The following is a 21669-nucleotide window of genomic DNA, read 5'->3' as shown; positions in this document are numbered from 1 at the left end:
GATGATTTACGGTGTTTACTAATTGATTATCATGAGCGGTTACTTTGGTGAGATACCCCCCCGAAAAAAAAATTTCTGGGCTGCCTTGAAAGAGCTACGGCCCGAATCCTTTTTGGGATTCGAGCCGTAGCTCTTTCTTCTGCTGATTCTGAGTAGAGCACAAATGGGGTTAATTGCATGCAAAGTTTCTGAAGGAGGTGGGGTTACGAAAGGGTGGTGGACTTTGGTAATGGGGAAAGAAAGGGAAAAGGGACGAAGGAAAAGGGCAGTTCTCCTCTTGCTGTGGAGCGACCCCAGCCTGGCCGCAAAAACAAATACGCGACGAGGGTGGGGCACCCGAACTTTATACCTGCGGGAGAGATGCTCTAAAACCCAGCGAGTAAAAACATAAAGGCCGAGGCGTTTGCCTCGGCCTTTATGTTTTCTTGAGCAGGAGTTACTGGCCCTGGCCTTGTCCCGGTTCGGGCGTGTTGGCTTTGGGATTCACGCGGACACGGTTGTTCTTCTTGTAATCGGCGGCGATGTTGGCTGCGAAGAGCTGGAATGCTTCCTCGCGCTTCTCGCCGAGCATCTGGTCGCGGGTCTGGTCGAAGTTCTTCTGAATCTCGTCGGCAGTAGGCTCCTGCTTTTCAAGAATCCTGGCTACGACGGCGGTACGGCCCGCGTTGATGGGTCCGCTGACCGCGCCCTGCGCGAGATCGAAGAGCTGCGGCGCAACCTGGCCTACCGCTCCGAGATCAGGCACCTGACCACTGGAGCCAACCAGGTCGCTGGTCTTGACGGTAGCGCCTGCGGCCTTGGCGACAGCGGCAAAGTCGCCGGACTTAGCCTTAGTAGCCAGATCGTTGACCTTCTGCGCCAGCAAGCCGGGCAGGTTGTCGCTGCGATAGTCATCGAGGACGTGAGACTTCCAGTCAGCAAAAGCCGGAGCATGTGCGCCCTGGGTGCCTGTCACCTGGAAGATGGCGTAGCCCTCGCCTGTGGCTGCGTAGTCAGGCGTTGCATTCACCTTGGCCTGGAAGGCCTTGGCGAGCAACTGCGAGCCGTCCGGCAACGCTGCGATGGTGCCCTGCTGCGCGGCAGGCGGAGCGGTGACCAGCTCAAGTCCATGCGCCTTGGCAGTGGCGGCGAGGCCGTTCTTGCCGGCTTCCGCTGCAAGCGACTTGGCGTAGCTGTCTTCAGCCTGCGCGATCATCTGGCGGCCAAGCGTGGCCTGGATGGTGGGCAGAACTTCGGAGAGCAACTGGCTATGCGCTGTGGTGCGTTCTTCCACCTGAACAATGTGATAGCCGAACTGCGACTTCACAATGTCGATCTCGTTGATGGGCTGCGAGAAGATGGCCTTGTCGAACTCGGGAACCATGCGACCGCGCTGGGCGAATCCGAGCTCGCCGCCGGAGTCCTTGCTGCCTGGGTCGTCGGAATACTTCTTCGCCAGATCGTCCCACTTGCCACCGGCCTTGAGCTGCTTGAGCACGTCGTCGGCCTTGGCCCTGGCAGCGGCATCGGTCTTGGCGTCAGCGCCTGCGGCCTCCTGCACCAGAATGTGGCGGGCACGGGCCTGCTCGGGAACCGAATACTCCTGCTGATGCTGGTTGTAGTAAGCCTGAACCGCCTGCTGGCTGGGCTGCGGCATGCCGCCGGGAAGCTGCTGCGGAGTGAAAGCAAAGTAGGTGATGGCGCGCTGCTCTGGAACCGCGTTTGCGTAGCGGACGGTGTTCTTCTTGAAGAAGGCTTCAAGATCCGCGTCCGAGGGATTGATGCTCTTGCGGAGATCGTCGCTCGAAATCACGGCATAATCGAACTTGATCTTGATGTTCGCCTTGCGATAGGCGTCGCGAATATCCTTGTCAGAGGCGGTCACACCGGCTGTGACGTAAGACTGAAGACGCTGCATGATGATGCCGCGCTTGATGTCAGCCTCGAAGTCGGGAACGCTCTGGTGGCGGTTCTGCGCAACGAGGTTGGTGTAAGCTTCCTGGCCGATGAATTTGCCGCCGGGGTAAAGCACCTCAGCGTTCGGGCCGGTCTGCAGCGTGCGAGCCACATCGGCGTCCGTCGCCGTGATGCCCAGGCTGGTGGCCTCGGCAAGAAGCATCTGCTGCTGCACCAGTCCCTGGCCAACCTGCTGCGTCATGAAGTTCAGCATCATCGGGTTGTCAGCATACTGCGGGTAGCGCTGGGCCAACTGCTGGCTTGCTACCTGGCGCACGCGCTCCAGGCTGATGGCCTCGCCTGAGCGGAAGAGCTTGTTGTACCAGTGCGGGTAAATCTCAGCGTAGGTATCGGCGGCTGTGACCCCGGTACTGCCAAGGCCAGGGATGAGGTAGACGCACATGGATACAGCGGCGGCGCCCACGATCACGATGAAAAGGGCTTTGACGAGGCGGTTATTCGACTGTTGCAGAAAACGGATCATGGGTGGGTGTTCGACTCTTCTTTCTACACAAAATTATAAAAGATGGAAAACCGGGATCAGGGCTGCAGAGGCAAGAAAAGACAGGCTCGGCGGCCGATTTGCTGTCAATTTGCCGCCAATCGCAGAAGCGAATGAGAAACAATCCTGGCACTGGCGCCGGGAAGTGCCAGATTCAGTCAAAACTTCATTGAAGAGCGATCCGGGCCGATACACGCAGTGTCATGCCATGCGCGGGGGCCATCCCCTCGTCTGACGCCCCATACCGGGCTGCGGACAGGCAGCATGGTCCATCGACACAGGAGAAAATCCCCATGATGACCGGCGTCTATAACCCGTGGCTTGTGTTTGCCTCGGTGCTGATTGCAATGCTTGCCTCATTTACGGCTCTGGATATGGCCGGGCGGATTGCGGGGGCACAGGGACAGTCCTCCAAATGGTGGTGGCTTGCGGGCGGATCGGTGGCCATGGGCATCGGCATCTGGTCGATGCATTTTGTGGGTATGCTGGCGTTCAGCCTGCCGGTTCCGATGGGATACGACCCGTGGATTACTGCCCTGTCGCTGGCGATTGCGATTGCACTTTCGGCGTTTGCGCTCTGGCGGGTGTGCTTTGCCACGATGAGCTGGATGCGGCTGGCGGGCAGCGCGGTGCTGATGGGTTCGGGCGTGTGCGCCATGCATTACACGGGCATGGCGGCGATGCGGATGAGTCCGTCGATTGAGTATGACCCCAGGCTGTTTGCGGCATCGGTCGCGATTGCCATGGCAGCCTCCGGCGCGGCGCTTTGGATTGCAATCCATTTGCGTACGAACGGCAAGCTGGTGTGGCTGATGCGCTGCGGCGCGGCCGTGGTGATGGGGCTGGCCATTGCGGGCATGCACTATACGGGCATGGCGGCGGCGCGCTTTCCCATGGGCAGCGTATGCACCATGGACCATCCGGGGATGGATACTGCGTGGATCGCGCCGGCGCTGATTGTATTTACGCTGGCGGTACTGGCAATTGCGCTGGTTACGTCGGTGCTGGATTTCAGGATGGAGTCGCGGACGGCGATACTGGCGTCGTCGCTGGCGTCGGCTAACCAGACGCTGCAGTTTATGGCGCTGCATGACAGCCTGACGAAACTACCCAACCGGCTGCTGCTGGAAGACAAGCTGGACAACAAAATGGAGGCGGTTCGCGCGGAGGGCGGGCGGTTTGCGGTGCTGTTTGTGGACCTGGATGGATTCAAGCAGGTGAATGATGCATACGGGCATCACGTAGGCGACCTGCTGCTGGTGGAAGTGGCGCAGAGGATTCGCGTGACGGTTCCAGCGCACGATATGACGGCGCGCGTGGGCGGTGACGAGTTTGTGCTGACAGCCGATACCCGAACACCGCAGGATGCGGCAAACCTGGCGGAGAGACTGCTTGGAGTGCTGCGGGAGCCGATTCCGGCAGCGGGCACCCTGTGCCTTGTTTCGGCCAGTATTGGAATTGCATTTTATGACGGCGGCGAGACGGAGCGCGAGGATTTGTTGAAGAATGCCGATGCGGCGATGTATCACGCCAAGGCGATGGGGCGGAATACATACTGCTTCTTTGATGACTCCATGAATGCCGATGTGCAGAAGCAGATGAAGACGCTGCGCGATCTGCGGCAGGCGCTGGAACGGCACGAGCTCGTTATGCATTATCAGCCCAAGTTGAGTACAGAGTCGGGGACGATTATGGGCGTGGAGGCCCTGATGCGGTGGAATCATCCGGAGCGGGGGCTGCTTTTGCCGGGTGAGTTCATTCCGTTGGCGGAGCGAATCGGGCTGATTGTTCCTATGGGAGAGTGGGCCATCAATGAGTCGTGCCGCCAGATGAGCCTGTGGTGCAGCCAGGGGCTCTGCCACTGGACGGTAGCGGTGAATCTGTCGCCGGTGCAGTTTAATCATCCGGGGCTGGTGGGCGCGGTGCGGCGTAGCCTGGAGAAGTATGCGCTGGATTCGCGCCATCTGATGCTGGAGATTACAGAAACCACGGCGATGCATAACCCGGAAGCAAGCCTGGCGATTCTGAACGAGCTGCAGCGCATGGGAGTGAAGATTTCGATTGACGATTTTGGAACCGGATACTCCAGCCTGATGTACCTCAAGCGACTGCCGGCAAGCGAGCTGAAGATTGACCGCGGATTTGTGCGGGATCTAACGCGCGATACGGAAGATGCAGCGATCATTTCGGCGATTGTTGCATTGGGCAAAACGTTGGATCTGTCGATTGTGGCCGAGGGCGTGGAAAACGAAGAGCAGCTCGCATTTCTGTCCGACCTGGGCTGCAATACGCTGCAGGGCTACTTGATCGGCAAGCCTGTTCCGCCGGAGGAACTGTTAAGCGCATGCATGTACAACGATGAGCTGCGCAAGGTTTCATGAAGGCTGCAACTCGGGGAAAAAGCAATCGGGCATCCTCTACGAGGATGCCCGATTTTTGTTCATACGGTTCAGAGATTAGCGCCAGTAGTAAGCTCCGCCTGCGATGTAGTACGGACGGTAGTAGACCGGCGGATAACCATAGGGAGCCGGGTAAGCATAGTAACCCGGGCCGGGAGCGTAACCACGACGGTAGAGCGTCGGTCCGCCGGGATAGAGCCCCTGGGCCAACCGAGCCGCTTCCTGTTGCGTGATTGGATCCACCGTAAGCGGCGCATTCAGGTGGAAGATCACGAGAGCTTCCGCCGGAATCCATGCGCGCGGATTGGGAGTTGCCGCAGAGGCTGCAGTTCCCACCGTGCCGCCTGCCGCAGCACCGATTGCTGCGCCACCGCCACCACCGGCTGCTCCGCCAATAATGGCTCCAAGAAGCGCTCCGCCGATCGCATTGCCGACCGTGCGGCCCGTCTTACTTGGACTCTTGACCCGGAAGAGGTCCGAATCCAGCGGATACTGCCGCCCGCCTAGATCAAGCGAGACAAGCTTCAGGCCAAGTTCGGCGCTTCCCGCAAGCTGGCCCGACTGCTTCACGTCGGTCACGACACCATGAATCGTGGCTCCGCGCGGAATGGCCAGGTAGCCGCTGACAGAGATATCGCTTAGGACCATGAAGTCAACGTTTGTGCCCGGAGTAGCCTTCTTCGAGTCCACAGTATCCACGGTGCGCAGCCGCAAAACCGTTCCCGGCAACAAAGTAACGGGGCCGTTGGCAATGTTATAGCTGGGCGCTGGAGCGTACTGCTGCTGGCCGTAACCGGGAGGCGGTGGCGGGTAGCCTGGGCCATAGCCGGGCTGATATGGCTGACGGTTTGGCGGCGGAGGCGGATAATTGCCACCCTGTTGAGGATAGCCTGGTTGTTGGGGATAGCCTGGCTGTTGGGGATTGGCCGGCTGCTGCGGGTAGTTCGGCTGCGGCTGCGGCTGCGGTTGGGCCTGACCGTAATTGGGATCGGTCTGCGGCATAGGCTGCCCATTAGGCTGAGGGGCCGGATTGCCGTTGGCCTGCTGCATTTGCTGGTCCGGCTGGTCGTCCGCCGGCGCCGGAAGATTCTCGGCCTGGGCAGCATCCGCAGGGTTGCCCACCTTCAGGTTGTTCACCACTCCCGAGACACCCTGCACCTTGCCTACGATGGATGCGGCCAGATCCTTGTTGGCCTGACTTGCCACCGTACCCGACAGTGTGACTTTGCCCTGGATGGTAGCGGCAGTGATCAGGTCGCTTTTAAGTGCCTGGGAGTCGTCCAGCGCTTGCACAACGTCCATTTCGATCTGGCCGTCACTGCGCGCGGCGCTCTCCTGTGCGGCAAGAGACACGGGAGCCCAAATGGGGCAAGAAAGGACCGGGACAAAGGCAAGAGCGAGTGCAGCCGGCTGAAGTTTCTGTAGGAATGCAGTTTTCATGGTGAATATCTCTCCTCCGATGAGGGTTCAATTCGCGCCATACCAATAGCTTAGATGGCTTCTGCACGCGAATGGTCACAGGAATAGACACGAGATTGAGCGAAAAGTTGCAGAGTGGGCCATCCAGACTATTGCGCCTTTCACCTGCCCAATCAAGGTCGTCGCGTGGAGGCTTCGGATGACTGCGCTATGTGCTCAGGATTGCAGGGATTGCCGGGCAGACTCATCTTTCGGAGCATGTTCGGCTGCGGGCTGCGTAGGCGCGGAGAAGGTTTCGTCGTCCGGCAAAAAAATCTGGAAGACGGTTCCGGAGGGACGATCCGAGCCGGCGGAGCGGCTGCGGACGCGGATTGTGCCGCGGTGCTTCTGGATAATTTCGTGGCTGACCCAGAGGCCGAGACCGGTACCCGTAGCGTCCTTGGTGGTAAAGAATGCCTCGAAGATGCGACCGCGGACCTCCGGTTCCATGCCAGAGCCGCTATCGGCCACGGTAAAGCGAATGCCTTTCAACTCAGGCTGGCGCCAGTCGCGCGATGGGCGGGCACGGACAATAATGCGGCCACCCGACGGAATGGCATCGATGGCGTTGCCGAAGAGGTTGGCGAAGACCTGGCGTATCTCTCCGGAGTAGCAAAAGACGGTCTGCTGCGGATCGAAGTCGCGATCCACAGCGATGGTCTGGTTATTGAGGCGTCCACGGTAGAGATCGAGGACGGAATCGATGAGTTCAGCAAGAGTGGCGCGACCGGGCAGCGTGGATTGGCGATAAAACCGGAGCGTCTGCTGAGCGATCTCTGCCACTCGGCGAACCTCATGCTCGGCCATGGCGACGTACTCATACGCCTGGGCATCGAGCGTGGAGAAGTTGCGGAGGAGAAACAGGATATTGGTGAGCGCTTCAAGAGGATTGTTGATCTCATGAGCGATGGAGGCGGCCAGGCGGCCGGTAGCGGCGAGCTTTTCCGTCTTGCGGAGAGTTTCTTCAGCACGCACGCGCTCGCTGACATCGCGAACGATCATGCCGGCCCATCGAACGTGCTCCTGGCTGGTGAGAACGGGATACACGCTGACCAGCCATGTCCAGTCGCGAATGGGAGCCGGCCCCTCGCCGAGCAGCTCAATCTCGTTGTTGTGAATCTGCTGGGCAAAGACCTGCTGGAACGCTTCTTCCAGGCGCGCCGTAGCCTCCGCAGGCATGATGGCGGAAACCGTTCGGCCAAGATGACGGCTGAGCGGAACGCCCGTGAGCGTGGCAAATACCTGGTTGACGCGAACGATGCGGAGGTTGCGATCGACGAAAGCCAGGCCGATGGGCGCATTGGCCAGCATGGAATCCAGCAGGGAGAGCGTGTCGCTCAGGCCGGCGCGCTGCTCCGCGATGGAAGCAACCATGCGATTAAAAGCGACGATCAGGTCGCCAAATTCGTTCTTGACCGTCACGGGCAGTGGAAAATTTCCGCTTCCCTGCGGCATGGACATGAGCGAACGTGTACCTGCATGGAGCAGCGTAAGCGGACGGGAAAAGCGCCGGGCCACAAGCCAGGCCAGAAAGGTGGAGAGCACGATCCAGCCGCCGCCAAAGAGCACGGTGGCGCGCACAACGATAGAGATTTGATCCTCATCCCATTGGCTGTGGCTTTCCACCCATGCATAGCCGAGAAGCGCGGCGCCCTTGTAGATGGGCCGTACTGCCTCCAGATGCCCTTTGCCGAACTGGAAGATATGAGGCGCGTCGGCGCCGATGTGCCCGATCTGGGCCAGCTCTTCCGTTGTCAGCGGATGCGCGACGGCTTCGCCCTCGCTGGCGAAAAGCACCTTCCCCGCAGGATCGGTAATGGCAGCGCGCGCCACGCTTCCAAAACCAGCTTGAAGCTTCACCGTAAGGTCCGTCAGATCATGACGACGATCGAGAATTGACTGGCATGTCTGAAGCGCAAGAGAGGAACTCTGGCTCTGAAGACGGGAGCGAACGCGGCTGAATATCTGATGTTGCAGGTAATCGGTTAGTAAAAAGGCGAACAATGCGATGGACAGGGTCTCGATGAAAACGAGACCGAGCAACATCTGCCATCGAATCGTTCTCGGCCACCAATACATGAATCCAGCCCTTAAGAGTGTAAGAGCCGACGGTCGACTCGTGCATCAAGTTTAATGGATGGAGTGCTGCTCATCCATAAGTCCTTTAGTCACTTGTGCGCGGCTAAGCTGAGCATAAGCGCCTGAGCAATCTGCCGGCCGTGGAAGCGGCCATTTTCAATAAAAATCTCATTGGTGCGCGAGCCGGCAACAATCACTCCCGCCAGATAAATACCGGGAACATTGCTTTCAAGCGTTTCGGGATTGCAGATGGGCAGACAGTCCGCGCCTTCAAAGCGGATGCCCATGCTTTCGAGGAAGCTGAAGTCCGGGCGATAACCTGTCATAGCGAAGACAAAATCATTTGGGAGAACGAGGCGGCTGTCAGATATTTCAAGAGTGACGCTGTCAGGTGCGATTTCGGTTACGCTGGAGTCGAAGTAAGCGGCGATTTCGCCATTCTTGATACGGTTCTCGATATCGGGCTTGATCCAGTATTTAACGTGGCGGTGAATCTCCGCGCCACGGTGGACAAGCGTAACCCGCGCGCCGTGACGCCAGAGCTCGAGCGCCGCAATGGCAGCGGAGTTTTTGCCGCCGATGATGAGGACATCCGTCCCGAAGTAGGGATGCGGGTCGTCGTAGTAGTGGTGAACTTTGGAGAGTTCCTCACCGGGAATGTTCATGTAATTCGGCAGGTCGTAATAGCCGGTGGAGATGGCGAGCTTGCGTGCAAGCAAAATGCCCTGGCGGCCAAAGCGATCGACGATATGGACGGAAAAATTGCCGTTTGAACCAGCGACACGCTCCACCCGTTGATACTGGCGCACGTCGAGCTTGTAGTGAGCAGCAACATGACGGTAGTACTCAAGCGCCTCATTGCGGGTGGGCTTGGCGTTCGGGCTGGGAAAGGGAATATCGCCGATTTCGAGCAGCTCCGACGTGGTGAAAAACGTCATGTGCGATGGATAGTGGAACAGCGAATTGCACACGCAACCCTTGTCTACCAGTACAACGCGCAGCCCGGCGCGTTGAGCCTCAATGGCGCAAGAGAGCCCTGTGGGACCGGCGCCAATGACGAGCAGATCGTAGAGGGTTTCTGACGCGGGGCGTGCAGGAGTAGTCTGCGGTGCGGCGTCCGGGACGGAATCAGGCGGAAAGTGCGGCATGTACCTAGATTAGGGGATTAGCTGGAAATGCGGGGAAAAGTATGAAATGGTAGAATGGTAGAAATGTATGGTAGAAAGGTAGAATTGTGAGCTTGAACATCAAAGACCCGGAAGTCCACGCGATGGGCCGCCAGGTTGCGGCCACACACGGCATCAGCATGACGGGTGCCGTCAGGGAAGCATTGCGGGAGGAGATCGAGAAGGATCAGACGGCTCTGAGTTCGGCTCCGCGGAAAAAGGCACTTTCCGAATTGGTAGAGGAATTTACAGAAAAGCACCGGGAGGCGTTGAAGAATGTTCCACACTCCTGGGAGATTAACGACCTGTTGTATGACGAATACGGGGCGCCGAAATAAGAGATCGAGAAATGAGATAGAACGATGGGCCTGAATCTAAAAAACAAGGAAGCTGAACGTCTCGCCAGAGAGTTGGCGCAACGGACAGGAGAGAGTTTAACTCTTGCCATAATTGTGTCGCTTAAGGAGAGGCTGGAACGGCAGACAGAGGCTCCAAGCCGCGCAAGCCGGCGAGAACGGATGCTGGAAATCGTGGAGCGTACAGCTGCGCACGTTGAGGACCACAGGCCATCCAAGGAACTCTTCGACGAGTTGTATGACGAGGACGGTCTGCCGAAATGATAGTAGACTCGTCAGCAATAGTTGCCATCTTGAAAAAAGAACCCGGTTGGCAGAAGTATTTCGACGTCATTGAAGCGGCCGAATATATGAGGTTTTCCGCAGCCTCGTATCTGGAGACTTCGATTGTGATGGATAAGGAGCCGGATGCGATTACCCGCGCAGGGCTCGACGATCTGATTGCTTACTCTGAAATCATCATCGAACCAGTTACAGCAGAGCAAGCCAAAATCGCTCGACAGGCATACCGCAATTTCGGCAAAGGCAGCGGCCACCGGGCCGGGCTTAACTTTGGGGACTGCTTCAGCTATGCGCTGGCAAAGGTGACGAGGGAACCGATTCTTTTCAAGGGCAATGATTTTCAGCACACCGATCTAAGAGCAGCCGTGTAAGGAGCGACCGTCTGCATTTATGATGGACCTTCTTTCCAGGAGGGCTGTCCTTCGCAATGCGTATTCGTATCCTTGTTTTGTTCTGCATGGCAGTAAGCATACTTTCCGCACAATCCACTTCCTCTAAAGCAGCTCCGTCACCATGGGTCGGCTCATGGGCAACATCTCCACTCGATGGAGATCCGAGGCATACAGTGCCAACGCTCGTGGACTCCACGCTGCGCGAGGTGGTTCACACCTCCGTCGCGGGCAATCAGCTTCGCGTAAGGCTGACGAATGAGTTTGGCATTGAACCGCTGCGCATCGGGGCGGCCTCCGTTGCGATAAGCACAGGGACGAACAGCATCGATACGGCCTCGCTGCACGATCTGACGTTTAGCGGATTGCCGTCAATCGTAATTCCACCGGGCACACAGGCTCTTTCCGATCCGGTTCCGATGGCTACGGCGGCTTTCGCTGACCTTGCGATCAGCCTGTACCTCCCTCTGCAGCAGATCAGCGACGTGTCAGTACACGCGGGTGCGCAGCAGGATAACTACATCGTAACCGGCAATCATCTGCGCGAGGCGTCACTCACAACGCCAGTGGTTGTGCCTTCGTGGTATTTCGTAAAGGGCGTGGATGTGGAGAATACCGGGCAGAAACATGCCGCGGTAGTTGCCTTTGGCGACTCCATCACGGACGGCGCGTATGCCACGGAGAATGCGAATCACCGCTGGGGTGACTATCTGGCCACGCGCCTGCATGCGAATCCCGCGACGGCGAACCTTTCTGTGCTCAACGAAGGCATTGGCGGCAACTGCATCCTGATCCACTGCGTGGGACAGAATGCGCTGGCGCGCTTTGACCGCGATGTGCTCTCGCAGGCGGGCGTGAAGTACGTGATTATTCTCGAAGGCATCAACGATATCGGAGGGCTGCACAATCCAAACAGGCCCGAGTACAAGCTGACCGCAGAAGATCTGGAGCAGGGCCTGACGCAGCTCGTAGCGCGCGCACACGAACACGGGATCAAAGTGTTTGGCGCAACCCTCACGCCTTACAAGGGCGCCGGCTACTTCACCGAAAAAGGCGAAGCAATTCGGCAGGCCGTGAACCACTGGATCCTGACCGGCGGCGTGTTTGACGGCGCAATTGATTTCGATAAGGCTACGAGCGATCCGGCGAATCCGCCGATGTTTGCGCCGCAATACGATAGCGGGGATCATCTGCATCCTAAAGATGCCGGATATGCGGCAATGGCGGATTCGATTGACCTGAGCCTGTTTGAATAGCGGCGGAGCGGGACCATTTTAGCCCGATGGAATTGCGATATTCAGCCAGGTGTGCGGCACATCCGTTACCCTAATAGCGTCTGATTACAAGGGAGTTTGCAGGGATGACGGTCATCAAGCAGGACGATTTTATTGCCACGGTTGCTGGCGCGCTGCAGTACATCAGTTTTTACCATCCGGTGGATTACATTACCAGCCTTGCCAGGGCGTATGAGAAGGAACAATCGCCGGCAGCGCGGGATGCCATGGCGCAGATTCTCATCAACAGCCGCATGTGCGCCGAAGGCCATCGGCCGGTCTGCCAGGATACGGGCATTGTGAACGTGTTTCTGAAGATCGGCATGGATGTGCGCTTTGAGGGTCCTGCGGACGGCGGCCCTTTGGTCAGCATTCAGGAGATGGTTGACCAGGGCGTTCGCAAAGCCTATCTGGACCCGGACAACCCGCTGCGCGCTTCCCTGCTGGCCGATCCGGCCGGAGCGCGGAAGAACACGAAGGACAATACGCCCGCAGTGGTGAATGTTGAGCTGGTGCTCGGCAACACGGTGGAGATTACAGTCGCGGCCAAGGGCGGAGGCTCCGAAGCAAAGAGCAAGTTCGCCATGCTGAATCCGTCCGACTCCATCGTCGAGTGGGTGCTGAAGACGGTACCGACTATGGGCGCGGGATGGTGCCCGCCGGGGATGCTGGGCATTGGCATTGGCGGCACAGCAGAGAAGGCGATGTTGCTGGCCAAACAATCGCTCATGGACCCGATCGATATTCAGGACCTCATCGCACGCGGACCGACTACGACCGCCGAGAAGCTGCGCGTGGAGTTATATGACAAGGTGAACCGTCTCGGCATCGGCGCGCAGGGCTTGGGCGGACTGACGACAGTTCTGGACGTAAAGGTGTTGGACACGCCGGCGCACGCGGCCAACCTGCCCGTGGCAATGATTCCCAATTGCGCGGCAACGAGGCATGCGCATGTGGTTCTCGATGGCTCAGGGCCGGCCTATCTGGACCCTCCAAACCTCGATGACTGGCCGAAACTGACCTACGACGTGCATGGAGCGAAGCGCGTGAATCTGGACACGGTAACACGCGAAGAGGCGGCCACGTGGAAGCCGGGCGAGGTGCTGCTGCTGAACGGCAAACTGCTGACCGGACGCGATGCGGCGCACAAGCGCATGACGGACATGCTCTCTCGCGGCGAGAAGCTGCCGGTGGACTTCAACGGACGGTTCATCTACTACGTGGGGCCGGTAGATGCGGTGCGGGATGAGGTGATTGGGCCGGCAGGGCCAACCACCGCCACCAGAATGGATAAGTTCACGCGGCAGATGCTGGCTGAGACGGGCCTGCTGGGTATGGTGGGCAAGGCGGAGCGCGGCCCGGCGGCGATTGAGGCCATTCAGGAGTTCGGCGCGGTGTATCTAATGGCCGTAGGAGGCGCGGCGTACCTGGTGTCGAAGGCCATTATGTCCTCGAAACGGCTGGCCTTTGACGATCTCGGCATGGAAGGTATCTACGAGTTCGAGGTGAAGGATATGCCTGTTACCGTGGCCGTGGACTCGAAAGGCATAAGCGTACACAACACCGGCCCGGCAGAGTGGCAGCAAAGGATCGCAGGGATACCGATACTGCAGTAAGGCAGGGGTCAGGGGTCAGCAAAAATCAACGGGCATCCTGAAAAAGGATGCCCGTTTTGCTATGTGAATCACTCAAATCTGCACGACAAAAACTGATCTCTGACCACTGATCCCTGATCCCCGCTTTTTACTGCTTGCCAAACCGGAAGACGAAGCCCCCGGTGAAGCCGAGGCTGTTCTGGATCGTCGAACCGAAACCGGTGGCTACGTATTCAGGAGCGAGCCGCAGGCTGATGGTAGGTGAGACATGGTAATCGAGAGGCGCGCTGACGGAGAGGATGAAGGTATTGCCATCCGGCCAAAGGCCGAACTGATTAGACGGGACGCCGTTGGTATCGCTGGAAAAATTGCTGTGTGCCAGACCGGCCATGACGCGCCCTGAAACCGAATACCGCGGCTCTCGAATAAAGCGGTATGTTGGCCCACCCATGAAGTTGTAAATGCTGATGGCAGGATTGGTGACCGAGGAGTTCAACCCGCCGAGGCCCACAAACGGTGAGCCGTAGTAGCCGCGCCCGTCAAGCGTGATGCCGAGCTTCTCGCTGTAGTAGCGGGTCAGGCCCGTATCCCAGGCGTATAGGGTGACGCGCTGGAGGCTTGAACCGGGGGTCCAGCGCAAGTAGCCCATGCTGGTGTGGATTTCATAAAGATGGGAATAGACATCGTGAATGGCCTGGACGCGGCGCTGCTCGCGGCGGGCGCGGATGCGAGCCTGGACGCTGACGGCGCCCTGGTTCGTGCTGGCCGGCTGCTGAGCCGCTGGTTGCTGCGGCGCCTGTTGGGCGGAGCTGCTTGAGCTGGAATCCTGGGCAAGAGCGAAATGCGCTGCGAATGCGGACAGCGCAAGCGCAAGAGCTAAACGGCGAAAAGAAGACATCGGTTTCGGGCTTCCTCTACAAAATTGCGGGAACACACTTCAAGTGAAGTGATCCAGTTATGGGTAAATGACTCTTCTTACCTATTAAATCACCTTGAGGTGAACTTTGGGTTGGACGCTTGACGCCACGAATGGACTGCAGAATGGGCCAGGACTGCCGATATTTCTCCTGAAGTGCTTTCCTGCGGCGCGGTTACGGGCCAGGAAGGGGCATTTTGGAGGCAAACAAGTATGGGGCGCGTATTGGTGGGCATGTTGATCGGAATAGTGCTGGTTCCTGCAACGGCGCTGATGTATTTGAAGTATGGCCGCCCGCCGGTGGCGGCTGCGGATGCGCCATTTCCTCTTGAGAAATTTGTCGCAGACGTTCCCTTGAAGGCGCGCATTGAGTTTGAGCAGGTGACCAAACCGCCGGTGAAGTCCGATGAGGACACCTTTGTGGCCGGCGCGCACATTTACGCGCAGGAGTGCGCGGTGTGCCACGGATACCACGGACAGGCCTCGCGCTTTGGGATGAAGATGTACCCCACCGCGACGCCGCTATGGGAGAAGCATGGCAAAGGCGACGTGGTGGGCGTAAGCGACGATCCGTTGGGCGAAACCTACTGGAAGGTCGAGAATGGAATTCGGCTTAGTGGAATGCCCGGATTCAAAGGCATTTTGACCCCGGCGCAGATGTGGCAGGTAAGCATGCTGTTGGCCAATGCAAACAAGCCGCTGCCGCCGGAAGCAGTACAGATTCTAAGGGGTGAGGCGCCTGCTGCAGGCGTTCAGGGCGAGGCCGCCGCGGCTGCGCTAAAATTGCCTGCAGGATACAAGGTCGAGGTGAGCGGATCGGCAAAATGAAGCCATGTGTTTCCCCTCTGCGTTAGGATGAATGCAGAGGAAAGAGCCATGCTGGAGAAATTGCGCCAGGGACTGAAGTTCGTTCTGATGAGCGTAGGCATCTCCACGCCGGAAAAGAAAATGCCAGCAAAGCCGGTGGCGAAACCGGAGAGCTAACCCTGTGGATTCGGTGCATCTATGGACAGCCTGTTGGATTTCGTTCTGGAAGTAATCTTCGGCATTGCACTGGAGGCTTTTGGTGCGCTCTTCGCTGGACGGGGCCATGCACGGAGGCTGGAGGCGATTCATCGACGCCGGGCGCAACGCATGCCATCATATTTCGCAACGCTCAAGCGTATAGCGGAATCCAAGTAATATAAGGCAAAGGTGAGCTATGGCTGAGAAAAAAGGCTTTTGGCGCGCATTCCTCGACTTCTTTGTTCTCTTCGGCGGCGTCTCCACCGCCTCCAATCTTTCGCGAACGCGCAAAACGCCGGTAGAGGGACGCGGGTTGTTCCTGTTCCGCAAGCGCCCATAGGTTGTTAGAATTTCATTATGCCGATCTCCCGTGAACAGGCCCAGGACTACTTCGACTCGCCCGATCTTATCGGCGTAGGTATGGAGGCCGATCAACTTCGCCGCCGCCTGCATCCGGAAGAAGTCGTCACTTACATCATTGATCGCAACATCAATTACACCAACTTCTGCACGGAGTACTGCACCTTCTGCGCCTTTTACCGGCCACTCAAAGGGCCCAAGGCGAACGAAGGTTACATCCTCGAGTTCGAAAAGATTTACGAGAAGATTGCGGAAACGGTGGAGATGGGCGGCACGGGCGTGCTGATGCAGGGCGGCATCCATCCCGATCTCAAGATCGACTGGTTTGAGCGGCTTTTTACCGGCATCAAGCAGCGCTTTCCGCAGATATGGCTGCACTGCCTGTCGGCGAGCGAGGTGCTGGCGATTGCCGAGTACAGTGAACTGAGCCTGCGCGATACGATTTCCCGGCTGCGTGACGCGGGCCTGGATTCGATCCCCGGAGGCGGCGCGGAGATTCTGGATGACGATGTGCGCAAACGCATTGCGCGGCTCAAATGCCGCACGGAAGACTGGGTGAGCGTGCATCGCACGGCACATCAGCTTGGTATGCGGACTACGGCTACGATGATGTTTGGCGTGGGTGAGAGCTTCGATCAGCGCATCAATCATTTTGAGGTCGTCCGGAAGTTGCAGGAAGAAACCGGCGGCTTCACGGCCTTCATTCCCTGGAGCTTTCAGCCCGGACACACGGCGCTGGGCGGCCGCGGTTGGGACGAAGCGACGTCGGTCGAGTACCTCAAGGTTCTGGCTATCTCGCGGCTCTATCTCGACAACATCGACAACGTTCAAGCCAGTTGGGTAACGCAGGGCCTGAAGGTGCTGGAGGTGGGCCTCCACTTCGGCGGCAATGATGTGGGCTCCGTGATGCTGGAAGAAAACGTGGTGAAAGCCGCGGGCACTAGCAACTGCACTACAGAGGAAGAGCTTCGCCGCATCATCCGCGACGCGGGCTTCAAGCCCGTGCAGCGCGATACCCTGTATCGGACAATGTTTCTGAATTGAGCTTTCACAACTGGGCTAGAAGCGCAGGTATTCCCCTCCGATGCATGCTTCCAGCCTAGGAACGCTCCGAACTATAGTTTCTGTCATTTCATCCACGCTAAACCTCGCCCATTTCTCGACAGTGAATGGGTCCATTTGCAACGCGACCACGCGACCATCCGGATTCGAACATTTCCAAGTAGGAAATTGCGAGTTAGGACCATGGAAGAACTCAACTTTAAAGCCTGTCGGAGACAGGATGCTCTGGACGAATGGAGCGTAATCTTTGCTTAACTGATCGTTTTTCATCAAATATTTCATCATTCAAGCCCTCGAGTACAAGCATAACGCCTGGATAGTTACTTTAGTAACTAAAAATCGCGCGGATGCTGTAGTTGTCAAGAGATACTCCAAATGTATCTTTCTGAAATGCAATCTCACCTTATGCGTAACGGAAATATCTGTTTCCTATACATACACACGCGTCACGGTGGATGAAGGTGCCATAGAGCTTCGTATTCACGTGGGCGCCGGATACAGGGTTTATCTGGGCAGGCATGGGGAGCAATGGATTGTTCTCCTGTGCGGAGGCGACAAGAACAGTCAGACCAAAGATATTATGCGCGCTAAAGAGTATTGGGCTGAATGGAAGAGGAGACAGATATGAGCAAACTCGTTGGGGCCGTTTCACACCATGACTGGGAGGTACAGGAACTGCGCGAGGACCGCGAGTTTGCCCTGGAGTATCTCAAGTCTGCGCTGGAAACTCTCGACAATCCGGAAGAGCGCGGAGTCAGCTTGCGTATGCTGCGCGCATTGGCCGAAGCCTACGGAGGTCTTGGCGCTGTAGCCAAACAGGCAGGTATCAGCCGCGAATCTCTCTACCGCTCGCTTTCTCCGAAAGGCAACCCAACGCTCAAGACGCTCGTCGCTGTAGTGAATACCATGGGTCTGCGGCTTTCTGTCGTGGAAGCATCTCAGGCGAAGAAAAAGCGCTCGAAAGCCAGAGACACAAAAGTCGCAGCTTAAGGGTGCTCTTGCCCACCCACAATAACTTCCAGAGCGTGCTTGAGCAAAGCGAGAATCGACATGAGGCTCTGCTTGACCGCGCGCTGACTTCCCGGCAGATTCACAATCAGTGTGCTTCCCTTCAAGCCAGCCACACCGCGAGAGAGCCACGCAAATGGGGTCTGTGTTGCGCCGCCGGCGCGCATGGCTTCAGCAAGGCCCGGAGCCTCACGATCCAGCACGCGCCGCGTAGCCTCCGGCGTGCGGTCGCGAGGACCAAAGCCGGTGCCTCCCACGGTGAGCACCATCGCCACGCCATCGGCCGCAAGCTGCTCTAGCAATGCGGCAATCGCGTCTTCATCGTCTGGGAGCAATGCGCTGTCGATTGCTGCCTCGGGCCATTTCTGACGGAGCAGCGCAACCGCCACAGGGCCGGCTGTGTCGGTCATCTGCCCTTGTGAGCAGCGATCAGAGATGGTTACGACAGCAAAGCGCATCAGCTTGATTGTAGATGCGCCTTACGGATGGGCAATTCCGATTGTATGCAGCCATGTTTCCACCAACTGCGGCCACGCAGTGACAGGCAATGCGGTGCGGCGCAGTCCGTAGCCGTGGCCGCCCTGAGCATAGACATGCAGCTCTGCCGGAACACCCGCCTGCTTCAATTGCAGAAAGTAATTCGTTGCATTTTCCACGTGGACCGGGTCGTCTTCTGCCTGCACGATAAACGTGGGCGGAGTCTGCGCGGTGGGGTTGATCTCCGAGTTGGTCTTCATTCCCTGCTCGGCCAGCGCCAGGTATCCGGGATACACAATTACGGCAAAGTCCGGACGGCAGGAGAGCTGGTCCGCTCCATCGACAACGTCATAAAGCCGCTTGTCAAAGTGAGTGCTGAGAGCGGCGGCCAGGTGCGCGCCGGCAGAAAAGCCAAGGACGCCGATACGTTTTGGATCAATACCCCACTCCGCGGCATGCTGGCGTACAAGGCCCACTGCGCGCTGCGCATCCTGCAAGGCCGCGGAAGATTTAGGATACGGGCCGGTGTTTGGCACGCGGTATTTGAGCAGAACGCAGGCGATTCCTTTGGAGTTGAGCCAATCGCAAACCTCCGTCCCTTCGAGATCAATAGCAAGGATGTTATAACCACCGCCCGGGAAGACAACAACAGCCGGTGCGGAGCTTGCCTGCTTCGCCGCTTTGTAGAGTGTGATGGTGGGCACAGAGACGTTGCCAAGGTGTATGAGAGGTTTGCCTGCAACGAGTGGCATCTTCGGCGTGGTGGTATCGACTTCGGCAGGAGAATTGGCTGGAGGGCCGCCGGGAACTCCGTTCGGCCAGATGGGAATTTGTGTGTGCCCTGCCGCAGGCTGCCATCCGGACTGCTGGGCAAGGGACGCAGTTGCCGTAACAAGCGCGGCAAAAAAAACGAAACTGGTGCGCATGAAGGTTGGCTCCGGTCTATGACTTGTAAAGGCTTGATGGCTGTGAAAGCTGCGCAGCGATCATTACAGGCAGCGCGTATGACTTGCAAGCCACGGCGCGAGGATGGTGCGTTGGCTTAGATTAGAAAGCGTGACGTTAAATACACATTCCATCTGGTTCACTGCAATTGTTTCTCTCATTGGCCTTGCCGGAGTGATGACGTGGCGCGTTCGTGAAGGCCGTACCGCTGTCACCATACGAAAGATTGTGATTCCTCCGCTGGGCATGTCCACCGGCTTCTGCATGTTTATTGTTCCAGCGTTTCGCGTGCCATGGGCATGGGCCGGGATCGCTTTTCTGGCCGGCGCAATTCTGCTCGCATGGCCGCTGGTGGCCACGTCCAGGCTCATTCGGGATGGCGATGTCATCATGATGCAGCGGTCAGGCGCGTTCTTCGCCGTCATTGTTGCGCTCGCGCTGATTCGCTTTCTGGCGCGCAGCTATCTGGACTCCGTGATGACGCTGGAGCAGACTGGCGGACTGTTTTTTATCCTCGCGTTCGGCATGATTGTGCGCTGGCGGGTGCGGATGCTGATGGAATACCGCGCGCTGACGCGCTCGTAAATAAGACTTCTGTTCGCTCGCAAGAAATCGCGGATGAAGCAGGCTCAGCGAAGTCCGCTAAACCGCACTGCTCTTGCGAGCTTCTTCAAAGATGCCCACAAACTCACGATAATGGCCAGCAATCTGCGAGACCGCGGCCTCGCGGGTTTGCTTATTTTCGCGCCATGCAACGAGCGGATCCCAGAAGTCAGTACGGCCAACAGCAAAACCAATGAAGCCCGGAACCGTGGCCGCAGTGGTAAGCCACTCGCGCACCTTTTGCTCATCTTCACCGCGTCCGAGGATGATGCAGCCGACCGCACCGCGGCCGTCGCGCTGTGCAATGGCCACAATTTTCTCGCAGTCTTCACGGCTGTCGAGTCCTTCTATCTTCCATAGGTCCGGCTCGACGCCTGCATCCTGCAGTTCCTGGATGGCCCTGACCATAAGCGCTGGACGCAGTTCGCGGTCATAGGCTTTCTTGTCACCGTTTACCTTGTCGAGCTGAGATTGTTCCGCGGGCACGAGCAACTCGAACATAAACAAGCTGCGATTGGCCTGCTGGAGATACTCAGAAAGTTGCTTGAGACGCGCAGCCTGGCGCTGGTTCAGCGTGCCATCGGCTTCAGGGTTGTAGCGCACGAGAACCTTGGCGAACGTGGGATGAAAGGCCTCGATGTGCGGGCCAAAATCGCCACCGTATTCGAAATCAAACTCTTCCTGCCCGCTCTTTTCGACGGCACAGGCAATGTGATACCCGCTGGCCGAGGCTTCGCGTAGAATCTCTGCGCCGAACTGCTCGTCGACGAGAATTCCGGCATCTTCCTGACGTACTCCGGCGGCAAGAGCTGCCTTAAAACCATCGTAGATCACCTGTTTGGCAGCTGAGATTTGCGCCGTCTGTTCGCTGGTGAGCGCTCCATGCCAGTGAAACATCCCGCTCTCAAAAGAGCCGCGATGATCGAAGGGAAGAATGTAGAGAGGATGCTTGTATCCACGAGGAGCCATGAGATTACCTCCATGCGTCTGCGCAATTTCATTAGATAACACAACCAGCTGTGGGAAATCATTTTTAGGTCATGTTTTGACGGCAAGACAGGGCACTGAAACGATTTCAGGCCGCACATATTTTTTGCTCATATCGTATTGAGAAGAGAAGTTAGGATAGTGGATGGAGGAAGCGGGATTGCAACTTTGGAATTCATTTTTGATCGCCTTTAGCGCTTTGCTTCCCATGATCAATCCTTTTGGATCGGCACTGGTATTCCTGGGATTGGTTGGGGATCAACCTCCTTATGCGTACAGATCTCTCGCGCGAAAGATCGCAATCAATAATGTCATTTTTCTGGGAGTTTTTGAGCTTTTGGGCTCAACCATTCTGAACTTTTTTGGCATATCGTTGCCGATTGTTCAGGTGGCAGGCGGCATTGTGATTGCTGCGATCGGGTGGTCGGTATTGAACGAGTCCGATTCCGCAGCGACTACCAAAGACAAGCGCGAAGAAGCCGAGGTCGTATCAGAAGACCCCCTCCAGAACCTTCAGGCAAAAGCCTTCTATCCGTTAACGTTTCCAGTGACCTCTGGTCCCGGTACTTTGGTGGTGCTTCTCACTCTTGGCGCGCGATTTTCAGGGAACAACACTGAGAGTACGATTCTCCGCCATGTGGTTCTTTTCGCCGCGATCGTGGCACTGAGTGGCGTGGTATACATCTGCTACGCATACGCGGCAAAAATCACAAAAGCTATCTCAGCTCCTACAGCGCATGGAATTCTGCGCGTCATGGCATTCATTCTTTTATGTATCGGTGTGCAAATCGCGTGGAATGGCCTTTCTACGCTGATCCTCACACTAACGAAACACTAGACAGATGAGTGCTCAGCGAGCGCGACACGGACG

General features: G+C 57.6%; 21 protein-coding genes. 13 read left to right on the top strand and 8 right to left on the bottom strand.

The features are described from left to right. Positions 1–436: 436 nt before the first annotated feature. Positions 437–2419, bottom strand: a complete 1983-nt coding sequence (locus ABSG47_RS08645) for a peptidylprolyl isomerase (protein WP_424168886.1) — start codon at positions 2417–2419, stop codon at positions 437–439. 311 nt (positions 2420–2730) lie between these two features. On the opposite strand from ABSG47_RS08645, the gene ABSG47_RS08640 reads away from it, so the two are divergent. After that, a complete protein-coding gene (locus ABSG47_RS08640) occupies positions 2731–4818 on the top strand; it encodes a putative bifunctional diguanylate cyclase/phosphodiesterase (RefSeq protein ID WP_424168884.1) in 2088 nt (695 codons plus the stop codon). 75 nt (positions 4819–4893) lie between these two features. Here ABSG47_RS08640 and ABSG47_RS08635 read toward each other — a convergent pair whose 3' ends face one another. The 3 genes from ABSG47_RS08635 to ABSG47_RS08625 all read right to left on the bottom strand — a co-directional run bounded on the left by ABSG47_RS08635 (position 4894) and on the right by ABSG47_RS08625 (position 9521). Then, positions 4894–6276: a BON domain-containing protein gene (locus tag ABSG47_RS08635; protein ID WP_424168882.1), complete on the bottom strand. Its 1383-nt coding sequence runs from the start codon at positions 6274–6276 to the stop codon at positions 4894–4896. A 195-nt stretch (positions 6277–6471) separates the two neighbouring features. After that, positions 6472–8340 carry a sensor histidine kinase gene (locus ABSG47_RS08630; protein ID WP_424168880.1) on the bottom strand — a complete coding sequence of 623 codons (1869 nt, stop codon included), beginning with the start codon at positions 8338–8340 and terminating at the stop codon, positions 6472–6474. 122 nt (positions 8341–8462) lie between these two features. Further along, positions 8463–9521 (bottom strand): YpdA family putative bacillithiol disulfide reductase, encoded by a 1059-nt coding sequence (locus ABSG47_RS08625; RefSeq protein ID WP_424168878.1) that lies wholly within the window; start codon positions 9519–9521, stop codon positions 8463–8465. 86 nt (positions 9522–9607) lie between these two features. Here ABSG47_RS08625 and ABSG47_RS08620 point away from each other — a divergent pair, with 86 nt between their 5' ends. From ABSG47_RS08620 to ABSG47_RS08600, 5 genes are all read left to right on the top strand, one after another. Next, complete coding sequence (locus ABSG47_RS08620) at positions 9608–9877, top strand: type II toxin-antitoxin system VapB family antitoxin (protein ID WP_424168876.1); 270 nt, start codon at positions 9608–9610, stop codon at positions 9875–9877. 24 nt (positions 9878–9901) lie between these two features. Next, positions 9902–10159: a type II toxin-antitoxin system VapB family antitoxin gene (locus ABSG47_RS08615; protein ID WP_424168874.1), complete on the top strand. Its 258-nt coding sequence runs from the start codon at positions 9902–9904 to the stop codon at positions 10157–10159. Positions 10160–10188: 29 nt separating this feature from the next. Further along, positions 10189–10548, top strand: a complete 360-nt coding sequence (locus tag ABSG47_RS08610; RefSeq protein ID WP_424168872.1) for a type II toxin-antitoxin system VapC family toxin — start codon at positions 10189–10191, stop codon at positions 10546–10548. Positions 10549–10742: 194 nt separating this feature from the next. Next, a complete protein-coding gene (locus tag ABSG47_RS08605; RefSeq protein ID WP_424168870.1) occupies positions 10743–11822 on the top strand; it encodes an SGNH/GDSL hydrolase family protein in 1080 nt (359 codons plus the stop codon). Positions 11823–11926: 104 nt separating this feature from the next. Further along, positions 11927–13456 carry a fumarate hydratase gene (locus ABSG47_RS08600; protein ID WP_424168868.1) on the top strand — a complete coding sequence of 510 codons (1530 nt, stop codon included), beginning with the start codon at positions 11927–11929 and terminating at the stop codon, positions 13454–13456. Between the two features lie 127 nt (positions 13457–13583). On the opposite strand, the gene ABSG47_RS08595 is transcribed toward ABSG47_RS08600, so the two are convergent. Beyond that, a complete protein-coding gene (locus ABSG47_RS08595; protein WP_424168866.1) occupies positions 13584–14333 on the bottom strand; it encodes a hypothetical protein in 750 nt (249 codons plus the stop codon). A gap of 231 nt (positions 14334–14564) precedes the next feature. Between ABSG47_RS08595 and ABSG47_RS08590 the strand changes: the two genes are divergently transcribed. From ABSG47_RS08590 to ABSG47_RS08570, 5 genes are all read left to right on the top strand, one after another. Further along, a complete protein-coding gene (locus tag ABSG47_RS08590) occupies positions 14565–15179 on the top strand; it encodes a c-type cytochrome (RefSeq protein ID WP_424168864.1) in 615 nt (204 codons plus the stop codon). A gap of 373 nt (positions 15180–15552) precedes the next feature. Beyond that, positions 15553–15696 carry a hypothetical protein gene (locus ABSG47_RS08585; RefSeq protein WP_424168862.1) on the top strand — a complete coding sequence of 48 codons (144 nt, stop codon included), beginning with the start codon at positions 15553–15555 and terminating at the stop codon, positions 15694–15696. 17 nt (positions 15697–15713) lie between these two features. Continuing rightward, entirely contained in the window at positions 15714–16760 is a 1047-nt protein-coding gene (mqnC, locus tag ABSG47_RS08580) for a cyclic dehypoxanthinyl futalosine synthase (RefSeq protein ID WP_424168860.1), read from the top strand. 286 nt (positions 16761–17046) lie between these two features. Then, the gene (locus ABSG47_RS08575; RefSeq protein WP_424168888.1) at positions 17047–17406 is read left to right on the top strand and encodes a type II toxin-antitoxin system RelE/ParE family toxin; all 360 of its coding nucleotides are present in this window, start codon (positions 17047–17049) and stop codon (positions 17404–17406) included. Beyond that, the gene (locus tag ABSG47_RS08570) at positions 17403–17768 is read left to right on the top strand and encodes an addiction module antidote protein (RefSeq protein WP_424168858.1); all 366 of its coding nucleotides are present in this window, start codon (positions 17403–17405) and stop codon (positions 17766–17768) included. The genes ABSG47_RS08575 and ABSG47_RS08570 overlap by 4 nt, the downstream gene beginning before the upstream one ends. Here the strand turns inward: ABSG47_RS08570 and ABSG47_RS08565 are convergent. Together ABSG47_RS08565 and ABSG47_RS08560 are read right to left on the bottom strand one after the other, a co-directional pair. Then, positions 17765–18244 carry a MogA/MoaB family molybdenum cofactor biosynthesis protein gene (locus tag ABSG47_RS08565; protein ID WP_424168856.1) on the bottom strand — a complete coding sequence of 160 codons (480 nt, stop codon included), beginning with the start codon at positions 18242–18244 and terminating at the stop codon, positions 17765–17767. The two genes, ABSG47_RS08570 and ABSG47_RS08565, sit on opposite strands and share 4 nt — an antisense overlap. Before the next feature lie 21 nt (positions 18245–18265). After that, positions 18266–19189 carry an alpha/beta hydrolase gene (locus ABSG47_RS08560; protein WP_424168854.1) on the bottom strand — a complete coding sequence of 308 codons (924 nt, stop codon included), beginning with the start codon at positions 19187–19189 and terminating at the stop codon, positions 18266–18268. Positions 19190–19319: 130 nt separating this feature from the next. Here ABSG47_RS08560 and ABSG47_RS08555 point away from each other — a divergent pair, with 130 nt between their 5' ends. Continuing rightward, the gene (locus ABSG47_RS08555; RefSeq protein WP_424168852.1) at positions 19320–19793 is read left to right on the top strand and encodes a CcdC family protein; all 474 of its coding nucleotides are present in this window, start codon (positions 19320–19322) and stop codon (positions 19791–19793) included. Positions 19794–19850: 57 nt separating this feature from the next. Here the strand turns inward: ABSG47_RS08555 and ABSG47_RS08550 are convergent, their stop codons facing one another. After that, complete coding sequence (locus ABSG47_RS08550; protein WP_424168850.1) at positions 19851–20780, bottom strand: 2-deoxy-5-keto-D-gluconate 6-phosphate aldolase domain-containing protein; 930 nt, start codon at positions 20778–20780, stop codon at positions 19851–19853. A gap of 163 nt (positions 20781–20943) precedes the next feature. On the opposite strand from ABSG47_RS08550, the gene ABSG47_RS08545 reads away from it, so the two are divergent. After that, complete coding sequence (locus tag ABSG47_RS08545; protein WP_424168848.1) at positions 20944–21636, top strand: MarC family protein; 693 nt, start codon at positions 20944–20946, stop codon at positions 21634–21636. Positions 21637–21669: the final 33 nt, after the last annotated feature.

Origin of the sequence: Occallatibacter sp. (genome assembly GCF_049510455.1) — a bacterium.
GTDB lineage: Bacteria > Acidobacteriota > Terriglobia > Terriglobales > Acidobacteriaceae > Telmatobacter.
Note: the sequence above shows the minus strand (reverse complement) of the source record. Positions and strands in the feature narration are given on the sequence as shown.

Excerpts from the sequence above, each read along its gene's own strand:
- ABSG47_RS08615 (WP_424168874.1), top strand. The coding sequence starts at position 9,902 with ATGGGCCTGAATCTAAAAAACAAGGAAGCTGAACGTCTCGCCAGAGAG.
- ABSG47_RS08545 (WP_424168848.1), top strand. The coding sequence starts at position 20,944 with ATGGAGGAAGCGGGATTGCAACTTTGGAATTCATTTTTGATCGCCTTT.
- ABSG47_RS08570 (WP_424168858.1), top strand. The coding sequence starts at position 17,403 with ATGAGCAAACTCGTTGGGGCCGTTTCACACCATGACTGGGAGGTACAG.
- ABSG47_RS08590 (WP_424168864.1), top strand. The coding sequence starts at position 14,565 with ATGGGGCGCGTATTGGTGGGCATGTTGATCGGAATAGTGCTGGTTCCT.
- ABSG47_RS08630 (WP_424168880.1), bottom strand. The coding sequence starts at position 8,340 with ATGTTGCTCGGTCTCGTTTTCATCGAGACCCTGTCCATCGCATTGTTC.
- ABSG47_RS08595 (WP_424168866.1), bottom strand. The coding sequence starts at position 14,333 with ATGTCTTCTTTTCGCCGTTTAGCTCTTGCGCTTGCGCTGTCCGCATTC.
- ABSG47_RS08560 (WP_424168854.1), bottom strand. The coding sequence starts at position 19,189 with ATGCGCACCAGTTTCGTTTTTTTTGCCGCGCTTGTTACGGCAACTGCG.
- ABSG47_RS08585 (WP_424168862.1), top strand. The coding sequence starts at position 15,553 with ATGGCTGAGAAAAAAGGCTTTTGGCGCGCATTCCTCGACTTCTTTGTT.
- ABSG47_RS08565 (WP_424168856.1), bottom strand. The coding sequence starts at position 18,244 with ATGCGCTTTGCTGTCGTAACCATCTCTGATCGCTGCTCACAAGGGCAG.
- ABSG47_RS08640 (WP_424168884.1), top strand. The coding sequence starts at position 2,731 with ATGATGACCGGCGTCTATAACCCGTGGCTTGTGTTTGCCTCGGTGCTG.
- ABSG47_RS08550 (WP_424168850.1), bottom strand. The coding sequence starts at position 20,780 with ATGGCTCCTCGTGGATACAAGCATCCTCTCTACATTCTTCCCTTCGAT.
- ABSG47_RS08635 (WP_424168882.1), bottom strand. The coding sequence starts at position 6,276 with ATGAAAACTGCATTCCTACAGAAACTTCAGCCGGCTGCACTCGCTCTT.
- mqnC (WP_424168860.1), top strand. The coding sequence starts at position 15,714 with ATGCCGATCTCCCGTGAACAGGCCCAGGACTACTTCGACTCGCCCGAT.
- ABSG47_RS08600 (WP_424168868.1), top strand. The coding sequence starts at position 11,927 with ATGACGGTCATCAAGCAGGACGATTTTATTGCCACGGTTGCTGGCGCG.
- ABSG47_RS08625 (WP_424168878.1), bottom strand. The coding sequence starts at position 9,521 with ATGCCGCACTTTCCGCCTGATTCCGTCCCGGACGCCGCACCGCAGACT.
- ABSG47_RS08645 (WP_424168886.1), bottom strand. The coding sequence starts at position 2,419 with ATGATCCGTTTTCTGCAACAGTCGAATAACCGCCTCGTCAAAGCCCTT.